This window comes from Enterococcus sp. AZ080 (assembly GCF_051714945.1).
In the GTDB taxonomy this organism is placed as follows: domain Bacteria; phylum Bacillota; class Bacilli; order Lactobacillales; family Enterococcaceae; genus Enterococcus_B; species Enterococcus_B pernyi.
Genome location: NZ_JBIOSV010000002.1, coordinates 35,205 through 52,776, shown reverse-complemented (window position 1 = coordinate 52,776; position 17,572 = coordinate 35,205). Strand labels below are relative to the sequence as shown.

Genomic DNA, 17,572 nt, shown 5'->3' with positions numbered 1-17,572 from the left:
ATCGCTTACTTATTACCAAAAAATACGGGATACGGATCAATTAATCGATCTTGAGCCAAACTATTGTCCAAACAAAGCTCTAAATGTAAGTGTGGACCGGTACTATGCCCTGTACTGCCCATATAAGAAATAAGTTCGCCTTGTTTTACCTTTTGTCCTACCGTAGCGACATTTCGCTGATTATGGGCATATAACGTCGTGGCGCCACCTTCGTGCGTAATCGTGACATAGTTTCCCCACGAAAAATGGTACTCAGAACGACTAACGATGCCGTCTTTTGCGGCATAAATTGGCTCGCCTTCAGGAGCGGCTAAATCAATTCCTCGATGGAAGCTTCCCCATCTTGGACCATAAGGGGACGTGAACGTGTAGTTTTTTACTGGGATGGCAAACCCATCTGATCCAGTCACTAAATCGCCCTCGACGCTTTCTCCTTCACACCCGCCAGATAAACCACCTAATTCATCGATAAATTTATGAATCGTAGGCGCCCAATGGATATTCAGATTGGTCGGATCATTGCCGGCTCCTACTGGTGCATACGCAGAACCTAATTTTTCCACTGTGTTCAATCCACGTTCATTCCAAAGATTATTTAAGGTTTGACCCGTCATTTCTAATCCATCTTCCAACGTGTCAAAGTGAATGATCTGATTCCCTCGCATTTGTCCTGAAGGGTTGTTGTGTTCAAGTAAGGCACGACTGGTTCCCCAACCTGTTTCATGAATGGAAATCGCAATCATCAATACTGGATCAACATTGTGTTTTTTTGACGCATGTTCAAACGCTGCTCGTTGCCCCTTAAAGGCGCCAGCTCGTTCTAATACTTCATCGATTTGATCCTTATTGTATTCGCCAGAAGGAGAACAGATACTTCCTACAGAAGAAACTTCAGAATTCAACGTTTGTTGGTTTCCAGTCGCGAAAAGACCAACCAACAACAAAAAACCAAGCCCAATAAAAATAAGGCTTGGTAAAATTTGGATCATCAGAAATTTTTTCATTCATCAATCAACTCAAAAGCATTAAGAGGTTCCTGTTCATCATTTTCACCTAGTTTCTCGAATGTCTCTGCGTCCATTGATATACTTGAATCCACTGTTTTCTCTTGGGTCTCCTGTGTCCCCGTTGTCTCCTCTATCTGTTGTGTTTCAGGTCTTTCTGGTGTCTCTTGCATTTCTCCTTCAACGTACTGTACACCGGTTGTTTCTTCCTCCTCATTAAGAAGAACATCCAGTAAAGGAGTAGAGCTTATAGTAGATAAATTTGTTTCTTTGATCCTATGATCCTCTGAAGCTTCAATAACAATCGGTGCAATCCTCTTTATCTCTGGTAGTTGATCCTCTAGATCAATGACTACGAGATTAGACATAGCCAAACGCAACGCTTCTATCGCTTGGTCAATCACTGTTTGTGTGGGTTCGTTAGACTGAATCACTTGATCGGCTTCTTGTCGTGCATGAACAAAAATAGCCCAACTCTCTACAGTATATTGCGTAGAATCCAGGCTATGTGCTTCACTGAGTAAAGCGACTAGCTGATCGGTGTTTCCGACTAACTCCAGTTGTGCAATGGCTTCTTCTAATCGTTTTCGTCCTTCAATTACTTCTTCTTCTGATAAATCTGTTTCACCAATAAGAGCTTTTACGTCTGTTAGGACATGATTGAATTGATCATAACTCGCTGACGTATAGTCTTCCTTATTTAAGGTTTCTGCATGAGTAATCAAGCGTTCTAACTCTAATAAAGCTAAATCCAGTGAAGGTTTCTCCTCCAATTGACTGATCGCACGATTTAATCGGCGATTCATTCGATCAACTGTTTCTTGCGTATGTTCATCTGTCGATACCACTTGTTTAGCCTCTTCAAGCACAGTATCCAACGTCGCAACTGTAGCCCCTGTATAGCGTTCTCGATCAATGGCTTCTGCTTGTTTGATTGTCTCTTTCAAAGCGCTAGAATCACCTTTCCTTACCAGTTGATCCATTGCTTGGCGTAAACGAGACACTTGTGTATCCACTTGTACTTGCGTACTATTTTGATCAGCGAGCATCCTTTCAGACACACGTCGTTCGTAAACGAACGTCGAGACACTTGAAGACAAATAATTCGACACTTCAATCGATTGAGCCTGTGAAACAAGTTCTTCTAATACCGAATAGTTTGTTTCCACAACAGGTGGTATGATTGGTGGATTGATCGGCGGATTGATTGGTTCTTCTGGACCAATTATCGGTGGTAATGGAAGTACTGGTTCTTCTGGTACCAATGGTGGAGTTGGTAGGCTAGGTAAGTCTTCCGTATCCTCATTCTCCGGTTCTATTGGATCTAAAATGATCGGTTTTTCTTCTGGTAAACTTGGAACAACTGGACGATTTACGCTCACTAAAATAGGTTCTTGATCTTCTGTTTGATGTACAAGATTTTGAGCATTTTCACGTTCATTGACTTGTGCTAACACTTGTTGGATCATACTTCGGTCGATTGGCTCCTGTTCTCCACGACCAAATACTTGTTGAAAAGTTGAATTAGCTTGATTTTCACCAAATACTCGATCAAAAACAGACGGCGAATCATCTTCTTTTTTTAAACGGTCAAGTAGTGAATCTTTTTCATTCGCTGACTCAATTCGATCTAATGCTGGTTTTTTCTCTTCTTTAGACTGTGTCTGTTCCAGATTTTCATTTTGGCTAAAGACAGGATAAATAAAGCCAGATAAAGCACTAATACAAAGAAAACCCAATCCCAATTTTTGCCACTTTGGCAACTTCTGCCATTTTGAATTTTTCGACATTCTTATTCTCCTTCTTTCAAAGATTCATCTGTTTTTCTTTTAAGTCAAATAGATCATTTAATTCTTCTTCTAATTTCTCTCGATCCACGGAATCTTCTTTTTGCAGTTCTTCTATCATTTTTTCAGCTGCCTTTATTTGTAAGGAAAGCTGTTCATACTGAACAATTTTCTTTTCAAGTTCAAGACTATTAATTTGTTGATTAATTGCTTTTGCTTCGTCCAACTTGCCTTCTTTTAGAAAACAATAACCTGCAATAGCTAAGCGGTTTGAATCGTCAGAAAAAACTTCGGATTGTTGCTCATATGCTGTGACCGCAGCTTCGTAATTGTTTTCTAAAACCGCTAAATCAAAATCACCATACGTCGTTTCATGATTTTTATGAAATTCTCGAAAGCGTCTAAGATTTTCTTGCGAGCGTTGATCCAACACATAATCGTAGAACAATGTTTCTGTTTGTCCCTGTTCTTCAGGATAGTACTGAAAAGCCTCTTCGAATTGTTCCTGATCGATGAGTTCTTCATAAGAGGGCGTTTCCAGTTCGGTTAAAAAAAATTCTTTGACACCTAAACTACCAATAAATAATAAAAGAAGAATCAGAAGAGACCCTCCTAGGCGAAACAACCACTTTTTAGATAATGGTTGGATGAGCTTAGGCGATTTAATTGGTCTTTTAGTCCTCGGCTCTTTTACTTTTTTGCTCTTCTTCATGGATTCATCGGACAATTCTTGTTTAAAGACATCCGCAAACAGAGTAATTTGACTGTCTTCTGCTCCTTGCTCATATAAAAATTCTTCCAGTATCTCCCACCAGTCAAAAGAAAAAACGGGTAACATTAGCTTAGATCGTAGAATCGCTCGATCATTTTGAACTAACTCATAATGAATGGTGTATTCCACACCTTCCATATCCGCTTCATCATTTTTTATAGTCAAAAAGCGATTGGCTTCTTTTAAAGTGAGTGTTTGTGGACAGGTCATGTCTAGCCCTTCTACCTCAACAAATCGACACTTCATAAGGACACCTCCTAGTCCACATAGACCTCTCGATCATAGACGATCGTATACGGTCGTTTGGTAGAGAATTTAATGCGTCTTTCCTTATTATTTAGCGTGAGAATATAAAAATCGTCTGTGCCTTCTTCAAAATACGTATATTCATTTTTCTTACACTGAAAATACTGTTGGATCGTACGATTTTTTAACCACTCATCAAACATGAATACAGGTAAAATAACCGTTTGTAACGCATAGCCTGAAGCAATTCCTAGAAAAAATGTGCCAAGTAAGATAAATCCTTCCATCTTTTTTTCCTTTCCACTACTTACATATCTGATACATAAAATAGCTTGTAGTCGTTTGAGTCCAAATAAAAAAGAAAGTATCAACGATACTTCCTTTTTTATTGGCTATTCTTTTATCAGTACCTGAATCGGGTCAATTAATTGATCCTGGGCAAGACTTGGCGATCCATTCACTTCAAAGTGTAAATGTGGGCCTGTACTGTTGCCTGTGCTTCCCACTGAAGCAATGATTTCCCCTTGAGCAACGTTTTGTCCTACTGTTACAAGGTTCTGATTGTTATGTGCGTATAGTGTAGTTAGTCCATTTTCGTGCATGATAGCAATATAATTTCCCCAAGAAGAATGAACTTCTGAGCGAATAACTATGCCAGCCTGACTGGCAAAAATAGGTGTTCCTGTTGGTGCTGCAAAATCTACTCCCCGATGGAACTCACCCCCACGTGGTCCATAAGGAGAAGAAATAACGGCATTCTTGACTGGATAAATAAACTCTTCACTACCCTCTGGTAATTCCGCTCTTGCTTGATCATAACTCGTCAATGCGTAGGCTTCAATCAACGCATTCAATTTATCCGCATACTGTGTGTCTGTGGCATACCGCCCCGTGAGGTACGCTGTAGCGTCTTCATATGTTTCTGTTTCCGATTTCCATGATCCTTTGTAGAAGTCTTGGTCATGGGTCAAGCCATCTTTCATTAGACGTGCATAGTCTCTTAACGATTCTTCATAATTCTCATATTGACGAAAAGCAGAATCAATCGAGTAAAGGGTGCCTGATCCATCGTCTTCTTGTGTTTTGAAGGTCACTGAATTCCCATTATAGCTACCCTTAATTCCGTATAAATTGAAGTAGGGCTCTTGGCTCAGTTGGCTTTGACCACTCCCTGATTCTAAAATCGCTTGTGCAATCATAACTGACGCATAAAGATCTTCTTTTAACCCAATTTCTCGTGCTTCTTCCCCAATTTCTTGAATGAAATCCCAGGTTTCTTTTACTGGTGTAACTTTGAATACACCGGATTCACTAGATTCTGACGGTGTTTGTTCAGTCATTCCAGGAACACGCACTTCTTCCATCGTTTGTGGGACAGAAGGCATTTCATTTATTTGGTTAACTGGATCTACTTGAACGTCTGGTTTTGGTGTCGCTGGTGTGTCTTCTTTTATAATAGACTCTTCCTTCACTGGTTCTTCTGTTGGACGATCCGACTCTGGAACAAGCACCGGTTGTTCCTCTGGTGTCTCTTTTGGCGTATCCTTTGGTGGCTCAGGCTCTTTGGGCGGTTCATCCGGTATTGTCGGTTGTTCTTCGACCGGCTGATCTTCCACTTCTTGTTCATTTCCTTCGGGTAACGCTTCGTTTCCCTCTGGTTGTGTCGGCTGTTCTTCAGCTGTTTCCGAAGTATCAGGGATTGATGAATCTTCCACAGACAGGATCGCCGCTGATACAGGTAAACTCGTTAACAGTTGACTGGATACTAACGCAATTGCCATCCATTTTTTCGTTTTTTGCAATCAATCTTCCTCCTTTATCTTTTTTCTTAGCAAAATAAAAAAGACGCTCCCTTACGTTATGCTTCGGGATCGTCTTCATATGACACGTTCTATATCGTTTGTTGTTTAGAGTGTAACATCCTTAAACAGATCATGCAAATCCATAGTCAAAAGAAGCATGCTTAATCGAATAGGTCCGAAAGTTTTTTATAAAATAAATCTTCCATCATCTATCTTCTCCCATTAGTTAAACTTAAAAAAAATTTCTTATACGTTCTTTTGCTCCTAAATTCTTTTTTTGCGTGATACGTAAATTCCACATGCAATACTTACACTTAAAGCACCAAGTGCAGTTAATATCGTTCCAGTCTTACTGCCCGTTCTAGGTAATTCACCGTCACGTTTAATTTCAACTTTTGGAGATTGGAAATGAACAGTTTGATCCATATTTTCTAAATCAACTTCTCGTCCAACTTCCTCTTTTTGGTCTTCATCATAGTAAATGATATGTGTCGCAGTTAATTCGTCCCCATCTTTTAAGGTATTAGCTGGCAAGTCTAGGAAAACTGACAACTCGTCTTCTTTACTTTTCGCTGTCCATTTTGTCGTATCTTGGCTCACAACTTCACCAGTAAAGCGATTCACGAACTCAGACACAATCGTATACGTATGACCAATCTCAATCGCGTCCCCTTTTAACCAAACTTTATCCTCAAATCGATTATCAATCGTTGGATCAACAATTTTCTCACCATCAACTGTCGCAAATAGTGTCGTAATTTCCAAGTCTTCACGCTCGTTCACGGCTTCTAATACGATCAATTCTCCGTCTTTTTCAACGGTTACTGAAAATTCAATGTCTTCTTCTAACTCAAGGTATCCTGGCAATGGTTGTCCTTCCACGAACTTATACTCACCGTAAGGCAACCCTTCAATTGAGATCATTCCTTCTTTATCTGTCAAGAATTCATCGACAAGTGTTTCAGATCCATCTTTTTCAATTTGGTACAAATTGAACGGTACATTTTCTAAAGGTTGGTCATTCAAGCGGTCACGTTTAATCAATTGCACGTCTTGTCGAGCCAAACGGTTAGGCACTTCAATTCGGATCATACCGTCAGAATCTTCTTCAGTCACGCTAAAGACGATTGGTTTTTCTAATAGTACGTATCCTTCTGGAGCTTTCACTTCATGTAATTCATAACGATCAACGCCCCATGCAAGGCTTTCTGTAGTAACGATTTCGCCTTTTCCATTTGTTTCAAAGATATCGGTGTTTTCAGTATCATTTGGACGTTGCATCGATACAAAGGCACCTTCGCCATCATTTGCCCATGTATCAAAGATCTTAAATTGCGCACCAGCATAAGGGATATTTTCACCTGTTTCTTCATCCACTTTGACAATGTGCAAACGAGATTCAATGATTCGATCTTCTAGTAAGAAGAAATGCGTATAGCCGTCTTCTGTGATTGTTACTTCAAAAGGTTCAATTAATAGATATCCATCTATTCCCTTCGTCTCTTCAACTGTATACGTGTCGTATGGTAAATCTTCAAAACGGAAAAAGCCATTTTCTCCTGTGACCTGAACGTATTCTTGTCCGGTTGTATGAGAAGTCGCCGTTAATTCAACGCCTTCTAACGGAGGTTTAATATCTTGATTTTTTCCAGTAATCAATTCTAATGACGCTTCAATTGTATTCGGAATTAATGGTCGTGAACCGAATTTATACCCTTCGATATGCCCCTTAATGACACGATCCGTTACTGTTTTACTGTGGATCGCAACTGTTTCGTTTTGTCCGGCATAGGTTAATTGAACTTCGTGTTTCTCAGGATCTAACGTGTACCCTTCAGGCGCTTCAACTTCCTGTAAATAGTAAGTGCCTAATTTTAGTCCTTTGATTTCTGCTTGTGCGCGTCCTTCGACATCTTCCATTGTCAACTCAGCAACCGATTTACCTTCTGAATCTGTTAATTCATATTTGGCACCGAAAAGTGTCGCTGCACCTTGTGGTTTATTTCCTGTTTCTTCATCTTCTTTGATCACTGTTAAATCTGCCAGCTGTTCTTTGTTATCAAAAGTTACCGTTGTTGTTTCATTAGCTTTTATAGTTATCGTTTGTGGTTTTGAATTCAAAACATAGCCATTCGGGGCTTTGATTTCATCCATGGTCACTTGTTTATCCACCATGATATTTTCCCATCGTGCTTTCCCATCAGCGCCTGTCGTTATTTCCTTTGTTTGACCATCTGACGTGGTAAATTTGAATACAGCACCTGCAAGAGGTTTTTTAGTATCTTCATCGACTTTTAGTACTTCTGCATGCCCTTCTTTCAGTACCTCAATATTTAAGTTAGCATAAATTGGATCTTGAATATGAAGCACACCAACACGTTGTCCATTACCTACTCGATAAGCTAGTGAGGTATTTGCAAACTCCTTAGGAATTCTAGCAATTCTTATACTTCCAGATTCATTTGAATTTGCATGAGCTGTAATATGCAGTCGATTGCCTTCTTTTCGCAATGTCACATTTGATCCATTAGCAACATTATCCATTGCGTAATGTGTAAATACGCCATTCGTATCATTAATTGTGACGGTTTCTCCAACTTTGACAGTTACTTTTTGATTATGGAAACTTGGACGAGTATTATATCTTGATATTTCCGTTTCGACGGATTGTTTACGTGACGCATAGTTTGGAACAGTAGTAGATAATGTTTGCCCTCCAAACGCTTCCCAAAGCATTTGTTGGACTCCCACATACTGCTCGTTTGATTGATCGGTATTCCCATACCATCCAAAATAGGCAATTAATGAGAGTCTCGCTCTCAATGCCGCATTTGAAATTACTTGGGAGACATTTTCTTGAGACGCGCCTCCACCTAAAACAATTGGGACACCTTCTTCTATACAAAAAGCAATTTGGCCTGTTTCACGAATTCGAAACTTATAAAATTTGTCATGTAAAAAATTAGTTCCGTTCGGAAGATTTCGCCACACCTGATGGTTGATTGTTCCCAGATTTTCAATCGTATATCCCGTTGAACGTGTAAAATTATTTTGTAATCGGGCATACTCTTCTGACTTTTCTAACATGGCTTCTTGTTCAGAAGTACTTTTGGCATGTTCGAGAATATAAGCCATCGTGTAGCGACTATCGAAATCACCAGATATTTCTGCTTCTTCTCCACCCTCTATTGGCTGTACATCTGTACCTGAAGGTAAAATAAAAAGCGAATCGCCAATTGTTTCTACAATAGGCAAATCACTTTCATTAGGGCTATCATTTGCAAGGGCATTCTGTGATTGTAAGGCTTCTCTTAGTGGTGTTTCTGTATCACTTGGCTCGGAACTCATCGTTTTGTCTGATTGTTCCTTTTCTGTTTCTTCTACTTCATTTTCTGCGACTTGGCTCGTTCTACTTTGCTCGATATGGTCAGCGACCACCAACGTAGGTGATACCAGTAATTGCCCCACTGTTAGTAGCAATGCAATAAACGTGGTGATCTTCTTAAATCTTCCTATTCCCATCTATATTCCTCCTGATTTAAATATATTTATCTACTTTTAGACTTCTTGCATGGCGAACGAATCATTTCTTTTCCTCATTTCTGACAAAATAAAAAGCAATTAGAAGGAGATTTTCCTTCTAATTGCTTTGATAAGACTATTAGATTATTAATTATAAAAATCAACTGAATAGCTTCTTACTAATCCATCTGACCACATCAATGGCTTCGTAACAAAACCACTATAATTCTGGCTCCATTCACTATTTAAATCCATCATTTGATTGTGAGCCCATGCCGAGGCTTCGTCAACAGTATCAAACTCCATGCCACTGTTTCCAAGTGGTGTCACTCTTGTTGGCTCTTCTGGTTTTGGTTCCTCTGGTGTCGTTTCATTGCCACCACCGGTAGAACCGTTATCGCCACCTGTTGGCGGTGTTACTGTACTTCCTCCGCCTGTAGATCCATTGTCTCCTGTTGCAGGTGGTGTTACTGTGTTACCTCCGCCTGTTGAGCCATTGTCTCCTGTCGCAGGTGGTGTTACTGTATTTCCTCCGCCTGCTGAGCCACTATCTCCTGTTACTGGCGGTGTCACTGCTTGTGAACCTTGATTAGTATCAGAACCAGTTGTCGGTGCTTGACCAATTGGTTGACTTGGATCTATTTTATCTTCGTCTTTAACAACAGACTGCGCAATGGTTTCTCCTTGAGGGTTTTGAACAGTGACTACATTACCTTCAAATACTAACTTATTCCCTGCATAAATCAAATCTACATTTGCAATTGAATTTCTTTCTGCCAGTGCCTTCACTGTCATGTTTGTAGCTTCTCCGATACCACTTAAAGTATCACCAGTGACGATCGTGTATTCTTTACCGTCTGTTTTTGCGATATCTGCTTTAATTTGTTCGACCGAACGTGGTGTCCATTCTGTGGCCTCTGCCTTTTCCGTATGAATGGCTAACGCCATCCCTCCAACTGTTACTCCGACTGCTAACACTTTTAATAGTTTCATATATTCTCTCCTCATTCAGAATTTTTTATTTTATCATATTCAGCTTTTATCAATGCTTCTACCACGATACGCTGAGATATTTTAACTGGGATTGCTTGATCTTTAGACCAATGTTCTTGTATTTCCTTTAACATTTGAATTGTTTCTTCGCTTACACGTACACTTGGCGTCGCCATAATGTTTCCTCCTTAGGCTAAATTCACTATATCATACATTTGAGTGCAATGCAAACTCAAAGTGAGTTCAAATAGTAAAATAGGTATTTTTATTTTTCATTCCCTTGTATTATACTAAAGAAATAAAAAAAAGGAGGAACCGATGAAAAAGTATATATTCTACCTCTTACCTATTTGTTTTCTTACTTTAGCTGGAGGATTATTTTATCAATCGAATCAAATTAGATCTGAAAATGTCACTCAAAAAGAATCTTCTGATACATCACCTAGATCCCCCTTTGAACAACTACAATATGAAGTTAAGTCCGATCTTACTGACTTAGGAGAAGCAATGATTACCTTTGTTCATTTTGAAGACGTCAATCAGGTTATTCTTTCGATAGGTGACGAAGAAATTCATTTCCCGATATCAGTCACAAACATCGATAAAAACCAATTTGAATTAATCGGTTTAGCAGATAGTCCATCTGATTTAACGATTGGCTCAACATTTGGACTAGCTCAAGATACGAATCAGCAACATTATTATTATTCATTGGAAAACGAATGACGCCTAGCCTAATAGTTGCCAGGGATCGCGTCTCTCACAAAAAGAGCGCTTAGGGTTGAAATATTTCAAGAGTAAAGTGTTGAGACTTTCAAAAGGGTCTTCTTAAACTAATAAACTAAAAATTGGAGTTTGGTTTTAAAGATCTCCCTGGCAACTATTAAGCTAGGATTCACTTAAATTAAAATAACTATAAATTAAGCATATCAAACCAAATAATTTTCGCCAAACGATAACCTGTGCTTTTTCATACAATTTTAATAAAACATATATTAATATAGACCAATTGGTATTTATATCAAAAATAGCTACTTTAACACTGAATTTATATAAATATATTTCCAAACCATTTTTATAAAGATAACATTTTCAAAATATTAAAATTTGTAATAAGCCATTTTTGCGAAAGTATTCACATTTTTATAAGCGAACACTTATGTCTCTTAGTAATTTCGAAACGTCTCTTCGGCAATGACTCCTGCTAGTTGGTTACGCTGTTTTCTTTGTTTTCTTTGATGATACGACTGTGTCACTCTTTCTCGATCAACGATGAAATAAAACCCTCTATTTGAACGAATAATTTTTGCTACCGGGACTTCTTTTACCAGTCGCCCTTCTTCCAAGTTATTCACGACTCTCAACGAACGGATATAACGCAAACAAATCAATTGCTTTTTATATAATGGGGTAGACTGGACGACTTTTTTTGTGACGATATAGGCTCGTTCGCCAGGTAACACGTCATCATGTTCGAACTGGATATTATTCGCAAATAAATCTTCTTGTCCGATCACAAACTCCATGTCCTTCTCCTCTAACAATAGTTCTTCCAATTGGAAAAATCGTTTCTTTTTGCCTTTTATGCTCTTCTTTGCTGTACCTTTTGCCATCCATTTTCCCCTTTCTTTTGCTGCTCGTATGAAATGACCACACCAAATTCAGTTATCTTCATTGTTTCTGTGCATTGTAATTGACGAATCAGTCGTTCCGTCTTTTTCGCATGCCATTCTGGTTGTTCGGCGATCCACCGATTAAAGTAATCCTGTGCTAATAATGGTCTTCGTTGAGTCTTCATATAATCAAGCAACAATAGGTATTCCCGCATTGCTTCGACTCGGATGATTTCGCCATTTTCCATGATTCTTAGTACCTTGCTTCGCTGCAGCTGTTGGAACAACTTGAGTTGTCTTTCTTTTATCCAGTAATCATTCATTTCAAACCAATGTTCTAAACTACTACGCTTGATTGACTTGCGCTTAGACTGCCGCATAAAAGCAAGTAATACTTGTATTTCAGTCATTCAACTCACTCCTATTTCTTTTTCTCTAAAGACATACCTGTTCACAAAGAACCGCAAACAAGTAATAAAAATGGTACGACACTTTTCGGATAAGTGGGAACCTGACCGTTTTAGGGGGACGGACAACCTGTCTCTCTTCATCATTTTGAGAGTTACAAAGTATTCCTTTTCAGAACAAACAGTTGGGTTTTAAGGCGTTCAACTGCGCTACTTTTCTCGCCACATGCCAGAGACACGATCTTCTGCTTGAGTTACCAAGTCAAGCAGTCTGTCGTTTTTGAATGTATCCGTTTCGCCAGACAGAAAACAGCGAAACATTTTCTCGTTTGATTCCAAAGCTAAACACAGCGCCCTGGATAAACGTCCGATACTATCCAGTTTTCAAGGATCATGTAAACAACGAGAAACGTTCTTTACAAACAGCTATGTCTTTCGTTAAACGACTTCTTTCAAGCCCAGTCCTTCACTTTCATTGGTGGGTCAAGTATGACCAGTGATTGAGCCGAATGTTTTTTCTTTGCCATAATTTTTCCGCCACTTTCAACGACTGTTTTAATTTTAGGATAGAGAACCTCTATTTCTTTGACCGTTAGGTCCGTTTGATGCACAAATTTTCCATTTCCAAGATTTGCCCATATACTGCCATCGATTAGACGAACCGTAATCGCTCGTTGTAAAATCAATCGAGGAGAACAGGACTTCATTCGTGTAGAATTATTCATTTTTTTATCACTCCTTCACTAACTTTCTCGAACAAATATCAGAAAATAAAGGCAAACAAAAAGGAGGAATTCCACATGTGTGAAATTCCTCCTCAAAGATTGTAGTTGTCAACAACGCCCCATAACAGCTAATTTGATCGCTCGTTTTACACGTACTCCCCCACTAAATCAAACGTGTAAAAAAACGACTCGTATTAGTCCAAGTCCATACGCATACGTCCTCACTCATCTTCTTAAAATTACCTTTTCAAACTGTCTCATAAAAAAGATTTTAAAAAATAAGTAAAAACGAATGAATACCCCTCAGTTGTTTGTTATAATAGCAACGTTGTAGACGTCGTCTACAATTATCAAGGAGCAATCCAGCAACATGTCATCTATGTTGTTTGGACCCTTTGACTCTCAACGACCTTCAAACTGATTGGCGTCAGTTTGGAGCGAGAGAGCTAAAGGTGCTCCTTTTTGTTTGCCTTTATTTCAAGAACTAGACTAAAATGTCTAGTTGCTTTTCGACAAACAAAAACTAGTACTTTATTTAATTCTTTTTAACGATAACATGCTTTTTATATTTCTGGCAACAGTAAAATATCCCAAATTTATTCAGACTCTATTCTCTTTTAGTAAAAATTCCCATCAATAAATCCCTCTAGATCCTTATTTAATTCAAGAAAGAAACGCATACTCTAAGGTTTTATAACTATAAAAAGTTTGTTTTAATAGTTATTCTAATTTATAATAAATGTATGAGGAAAAATTTTTAAAAGATAATAAAAAGATTCACAAACCAGATTAAAATAATTGGTCTACATCTAATTAAGAGTCAATAACCATAATTAAGGACGAATGATTTGCGCATCTCGTGGATCGATTGGAAATGGAAACATCAGCAGTTCCCCCTCTCGTTAAAAATTTATGTTGTACAACATTTAATTGAATTGACGTCTTAATTAGCATACAACAATTAGAAACAAAAGTCTGGTAAAAAGTGACGATGTGCTAATTTAGCACATCGCCATTTTTTTATTGACATACAAAGGAGGATATGTTAAATGGAAATACACTCATTGATTCGAAGCTTACGTCTTAAACATGGGCTTAGCCAATACGAAGTTTCAAAACAAATCATGAGCCGCTCTGCCTATTCCAGATTTGAGTTAGGCGATCGGGCATTAACCTCTAGTGAATTTGACTTGATCATGACAAGATTAGATGCTCAAGTTTCCGATTTAAACGATATCGAAAATTTAGAAAATCCACTTGCTGCACAAATCAGGCAACTGGTTCAAGATTATTTGAACAATACACTTGACCTAAAACATTTGGAGAAACTATATTTACAGCTTAAACACGATAATAATAAGTCTATGCGCGCTTATCGAAACTATTTATTCTTAAAACATCAATTTAATCATGTGCTTCCGATTATTGATCCAATTACGACAGAAGAAATTAATAGACTTTTTCTGGAGATAAAAAATAAGAACCATTTAACCAATTATTATCTTCAGTTAATAGCTGATTTCACTCCATATTTCTCAAAAGAACACCTTATTTACTTTTTTGAAACATTAGAGAAGTATCCTGTCGAATTTATCAGTGCATTAGATTGCCAGTATTTACATGTCTTTCCTACCACCATATCAAATATAACCGATGCTCTGATTGACCTTGCTGTTTTGGATAAAAATAAGCCCGACCAAGAATTACTCGCTTACGCAAAAGCTAGTTGTGACAAATTGAGTCAAATTTTAAAAATAAGTCCTTTATTCAATTACAATCTGTTACTGACTCTATTTAGAATTCGTATTGAGTTTTATCAAGCGCAAACCAAAGCAGAAAAATCCATTGCATTAGAAAAAGCTAAAACATATCAAAAAGAAGTCGAGTTTATCGCGAACATGCGGAATTATGAAGGAAATAAAATACAAACAACCGCAGATATTGTTTTATATAGCCTAAATAATCTAATAACTACCGGAATGCCTGGGAAAGTCGCTTACTTTATTGACTAAAAACCCTCATAACATGATTAAAATTAGCAATTCTAGCAAGTAATTTGTAAATTTTTTACTGATAAAGACACATCAGCTACGCTGAGACACACCTAGACAATCCCCATAGTCTCGACTGATTTTAACCTTCGTTGAGCCAATCATGCAAAGGGACTTTCGGTAATTCTTCGCTTGATTCAGCTTGTTGTTTTGCAGCAATCGGATTTTCCATAAACCAGTTCTTAACGTAAACAAAGATTAGATTTTGAATATTTTCAACTTTTTCTGTTTTCTGTTTTTGATAGGCTTTTAACAGTGTTTGATACAATTCTTGCTCGGCATTAAGACCATAAATATCTATATCCTCAAAAATAATTTTAGTCTGAGTATCTTTTTCTGCTTTTGCTTTTGCGTTATGGATTGTCTGAACGGTCTTTTGAGCTTCACTGTAACTAGACGAGAATGTTTTAATCAAACTTAGTACTCGGTCAGGGACAAAGGTAGCAATGCTATTGTCTTTCATGATCGTTTCAAAATTATCTAGCAATAATTGATCTTGTAGCTGGTCTTTCTCTGTGTCTATATTGTGTCTATTAGTGTCTAAAGAATTACTAGAAGAATATAATAGATTGTCTGCGATTTTCGCAGTTACAGAAAAATCGTTGGTATTATTGACTTTTCCTGTATTTGCGATTTTCGCAGTTACAGGAATAACCTTGATATCATCAGCTTTTTTTGTATTTGCGATTTTCGCAGTTACAGGATTCTGAATTAGGTTCTCTTCCTCGTTTATTTTAAATACGTCTTCTGAAGTTACTTCTGGTTTACCTAAATACAAAAGATTCGGAGTAGTTTCAATCTTTCCATTTGCCTTTTTGATACGCCCTTTCTTTTGCTTTAGTAAACCTGCTGATTCTAATTCTTTTTTTATTTTTGAGATTTTACCTTCTCGACACTTTAATAATTTCATTAATTCATCAATAGTGTAAATAAAATAAATATTATCCTCTTTATCCACCCAATTGTTTTTGACAGAATAGTCAAATCGATCTTTGAGAAGCATATATGCAATCTTTGCATCGTTTGAAAGTTGGAAATATTTCTCGTTTGTAAAAAATACTTTAGGCATTTGATAATATTTTTCTCTATAAATTTCTTTTGATTTATAAAAGTTAAATTCGTTCATATTTTTCCCCTTGTCATGGGATAGTAATTTATGTTCAAATATGTTATAATACTTGAAACGAATATAAATTTCTATCCTTATATTTTCTACTGCTGATAAGTCGCCAAACTTTATTGTAGCAGTAGTATTTTTTTATTTTCTTTAGTTTAACTGATTTAATAATGTAAAGCAAACCGCTATACAACAGTCTTCTTGATCTTTTTGTAGTATCACGATATCACGATATAATATTATTGTGATATCGTGATGTTGTGTTAGGCGACTTATCAATATTGGTATCATAGACTTTAGCAAAACACACCATTACAATATTGCGATATTGTAATGGTGTGTTTTTGCTTATACATTTTTTTTAAATTTTATTTTGTTTTTTAGCTAGTTTGTATCCCTCAATTAAATATTCTTCAGGAATTGTTTTTAATATAGCTTCTTCAATAACGTCAGGTTTACTTTTTTCAGATTCAGCAATTGTTGTCCAATATTTAAGTGCAGCCATTAATATTGGGTTAATTCTGATACTATCAGCTGTTCTATAACTACTTCCTTGATCTTTTATTAATGCACTAATTGTCTTTTTATTTAATTCAGAGTGTTCTAGCTCTTTTGGCTTGGCAGGTTGTTTATTTTTATTTCCTAGTAATCTGCTAACAGCAGCCTGACTACGATTATTATTTGTCATTAAAATCACCAACTTCTTTTAAATATTCTTCTGTGAATTTTCTATAATCTTCTTCTGCTGTAGAAGGTTTGTTGAAACTAATTAAATCTTTACCTGCTGCTTGAGCCTCATCAACTATAATTGTTCTACGAATGTAAGTATCAAAAATTTTTGCATTAATTACTACGGAAATTTCATTTGCTGCTGAAGTCATTTCTTTAGATATTTTATAGTTCTTATTATATTTAGTGAACACAACACCACGAATAACTAATTTATCATTTGTATACTCTTTAACAGTTTCAATTGTTTCACTTAGTTTGATCAATCCTTTAAGTGAAAAATACGCAGCCTCTACCGGTATGATAATTTCGTCTGATACTGTGAAGGCATTAACCGTAAGCATACCCAAGCTCGGTGGACAATCGATAATAATGTAATCATAGTTATTTTTAATTGGTTGAAGTACACGTTTAAGCCTGTGTTCACTTCCAACCTGCGTAAATTCTCTTTCTGCTGAAGATAGGGCAATATCAGCAGGTATAACATCAATCCCTTGATAATTAAGAATTGCATCTGAGACGCCGGCTTCACCTTTTAATATTTCATAAATCGTTGGCTTGTCGGTTCCATCGATATCAAAACCGAGATTATCTGTTGCATTACCTTGAGGGTCCATATCGACTAACAGAACTTTTTTCCCAAAAGTAAAATGCAGGCTAGCACTTAAGTTAACAGCAGTAGTAGTTTTAGATGCGCCACCTTTTTGATTAGCTACAGAAATTATTCTAGACATATTAATACTCCAATCTGTTTGTTTTGTAATATCATTATATCACAATATTCTGAAATTGCAATATTATAAA

16 protein-coding genes are annotated in these 17,572 nt (G+C 37.1%); 2 read left to right on the top strand and 14 right to left on the bottom strand.

Features of this window, described 5'->3' with window-relative positions:
• Positions 1 to 5 precede the first annotated feature (5 nt).
• From IGK01_RS14145 to IGK01_RS14110, 8 genes are all read right to left on the bottom strand, one after another.
• Entirely contained in the window at positions 6 to 1,004 is a 999-nt protein-coding gene (locus IGK01_RS14145; RefSeq protein ID WP_153830649.1) for a peptidoglycan DD-metalloendopeptidase family protein, read from the bottom strand.
• Positions 1,001 to 2,794 (bottom strand): hypothetical protein, encoded by a 1,794-nt coding sequence (locus IGK01_RS14140; protein WP_438840869.1) that lies wholly within the window; start codon positions 2,792 to 2,794, stop codon positions 1,001 to 1,003. The genes IGK01_RS14145 and IGK01_RS14140 overlap by 4 nt, the downstream gene beginning before the upstream one ends.
• A 16-nt stretch (positions 2,795 to 2,810) precedes the next feature.
• Positions 2,811 to 3,809: a hypothetical protein gene (locus IGK01_RS14135; protein ID WP_438840868.1), complete on the bottom strand. Its 999-nt coding sequence runs from the start codon at positions 3,807 to 3,809 to the stop codon at positions 2,811 to 2,813.
• An 11-nt stretch (positions 3,810 to 3,820) separates the two neighbouring features.
• Positions 3,821 to 4,096, bottom strand: coding sequence for a hypothetical protein (locus tag IGK01_RS14130; protein WP_062806295.1), 276 nt, complete (start codon positions 4,094 to 4,096; stop codon positions 3,821 to 3,823).
• 105 nt (positions 4,097 to 4,201) lie between these two features.
• Entirely contained in the window at positions 4,202 to 5,590 is a 1,389-nt protein-coding gene (locus IGK01_RS14125; protein WP_438840895.1) for a peptidoglycan DD-metalloendopeptidase family protein, read from the bottom strand.
• A gap of 285 nt (positions 5,591 to 5,875) precedes the next feature.
• Complete coding sequence (locus IGK01_RS14120; protein WP_438840867.1) at positions 5,876 to 9,133, bottom strand: SpaA isopeptide-forming pilin-related protein; 3,258 nt, start codon at positions 9,131 to 9,133, stop codon at positions 5,876 to 5,878.
• Between the two features lie 147 nt (positions 9,134 to 9,280).
• Positions 9,281 to 10,126, bottom strand: coding sequence for a LysM peptidoglycan-binding domain-containing protein (locus IGK01_RS14115; RefSeq protein ID WP_438840866.1), 846 nt, complete (start codon positions 10,124 to 10,126; stop codon positions 9,281 to 9,283).
• A gap of 11 nt (positions 10,127 to 10,137) precedes the next feature.
• Positions 10,138 to 10,302, bottom strand: coding sequence for a hypothetical protein (locus IGK01_RS14110; protein ID WP_438840865.1), 165 nt, complete (start codon positions 10,300 to 10,302; stop codon positions 10,138 to 10,140).
• Between the two features lie 142 nt (positions 10,303 to 10,444).
• On the opposite strand from IGK01_RS14110, the gene IGK01_RS14105 reads away from it, so the two are divergent.
• Entirely contained in the window at positions 10,445 to 10,852 is a 408-nt protein-coding gene (locus IGK01_RS14105; protein WP_438840864.1) for a hypothetical protein, read from the top strand.
• A 440-nt stretch (positions 10,853 to 11,292) separates the two neighbouring features.
• On the opposite strand, the gene IGK01_RS14100 is transcribed toward IGK01_RS14105, so the two are convergent.
• The 3 genes from IGK01_RS14100 to IGK01_RS14090 form a co-directional block, all read right to left on the bottom strand.
• Positions 11,293 to 11,739: a hypothetical protein gene (locus tag IGK01_RS14100; protein ID WP_438840863.1), complete on the bottom strand. Its 447-nt coding sequence runs from the start codon at positions 11,737 to 11,739 to the stop codon at positions 11,293 to 11,295.
• The gene (locus tag IGK01_RS14095) at positions 11,709 to 12,149 is read right to left on the bottom strand and encodes a hypothetical protein (RefSeq protein ID WP_438840862.1); all 441 of its coding nucleotides are present in this window, start codon (positions 12,147 to 12,149) and stop codon (positions 11,709 to 11,711) included. Before IGK01_RS14095 ends, IGK01_RS14100 begins: the two co-directional genes overlap by 31 nt.
• 449 nt (positions 12,150 to 12,598) lie before the next feature.
• Positions 12,599 to 12,871 carry a hypothetical protein gene (locus tag IGK01_RS14090; RefSeq protein ID WP_438840861.1) on the bottom strand — a complete coding sequence of 91 codons (273 nt, stop codon included), beginning with the start codon at positions 12,869 to 12,871 and terminating at the stop codon, positions 12,599 to 12,601.
• Positions 12,872 to 13,920: 1,049 nt separating this feature from the next.
• On the opposite strand from IGK01_RS14090, the gene IGK01_RS14085 reads away from it, so the two are divergent.
• The gene (locus tag IGK01_RS14085) at positions 13,921 to 14,883 is read left to right on the top strand and encodes a helix-turn-helix domain-containing protein (protein ID WP_438840860.1); all 963 of its coding nucleotides are present in this window, start codon (positions 13,921 to 13,923) and stop codon (positions 14,881 to 14,883) included.
• A gap of 121 nt (positions 14,884 to 15,004) precedes the next feature.
• On the opposite strand, the gene IGK01_RS14080 is transcribed toward IGK01_RS14085, so the two are convergent.
• The 3 genes from IGK01_RS14080 to IGK01_RS14070 all read right to left on the bottom strand — a co-directional run bounded on the left by IGK01_RS14080 (position 15,005) and on the right by IGK01_RS14070 (position 17,502).
• The gene (locus tag IGK01_RS14080; RefSeq protein WP_438840859.1) at positions 15,005 to 16,048 is read right to left on the bottom strand and encodes a replication initiator protein A; all 1,044 of its coding nucleotides are present in this window, start codon (positions 16,046 to 16,048) and stop codon (positions 15,005 to 15,007) included.
• A 352-nt stretch (positions 16,049 to 16,400) separates the two neighbouring features.
• On the bottom strand, positions 16,401 to 16,727 hold the full coding sequence (locus IGK01_RS14075) for a hypothetical protein (protein WP_438840858.1): 327 nt from the start codon (positions 16,725 to 16,727) through the stop codon (positions 16,401 to 16,403).
• The gene (locus tag IGK01_RS14070) at positions 16,717 to 17,502 is read right to left on the bottom strand and encodes a ParA family protein (protein ID WP_207700448.1); all 786 of its coding nucleotides are present in this window, start codon (positions 17,500 to 17,502) and stop codon (positions 16,717 to 16,719) included. The genes IGK01_RS14075 and IGK01_RS14070 overlap by 11 nt, the downstream gene beginning before the upstream one ends.
• Between the last annotated feature and the right edge of the window lie 70 nt (positions 17,503 to 17,572).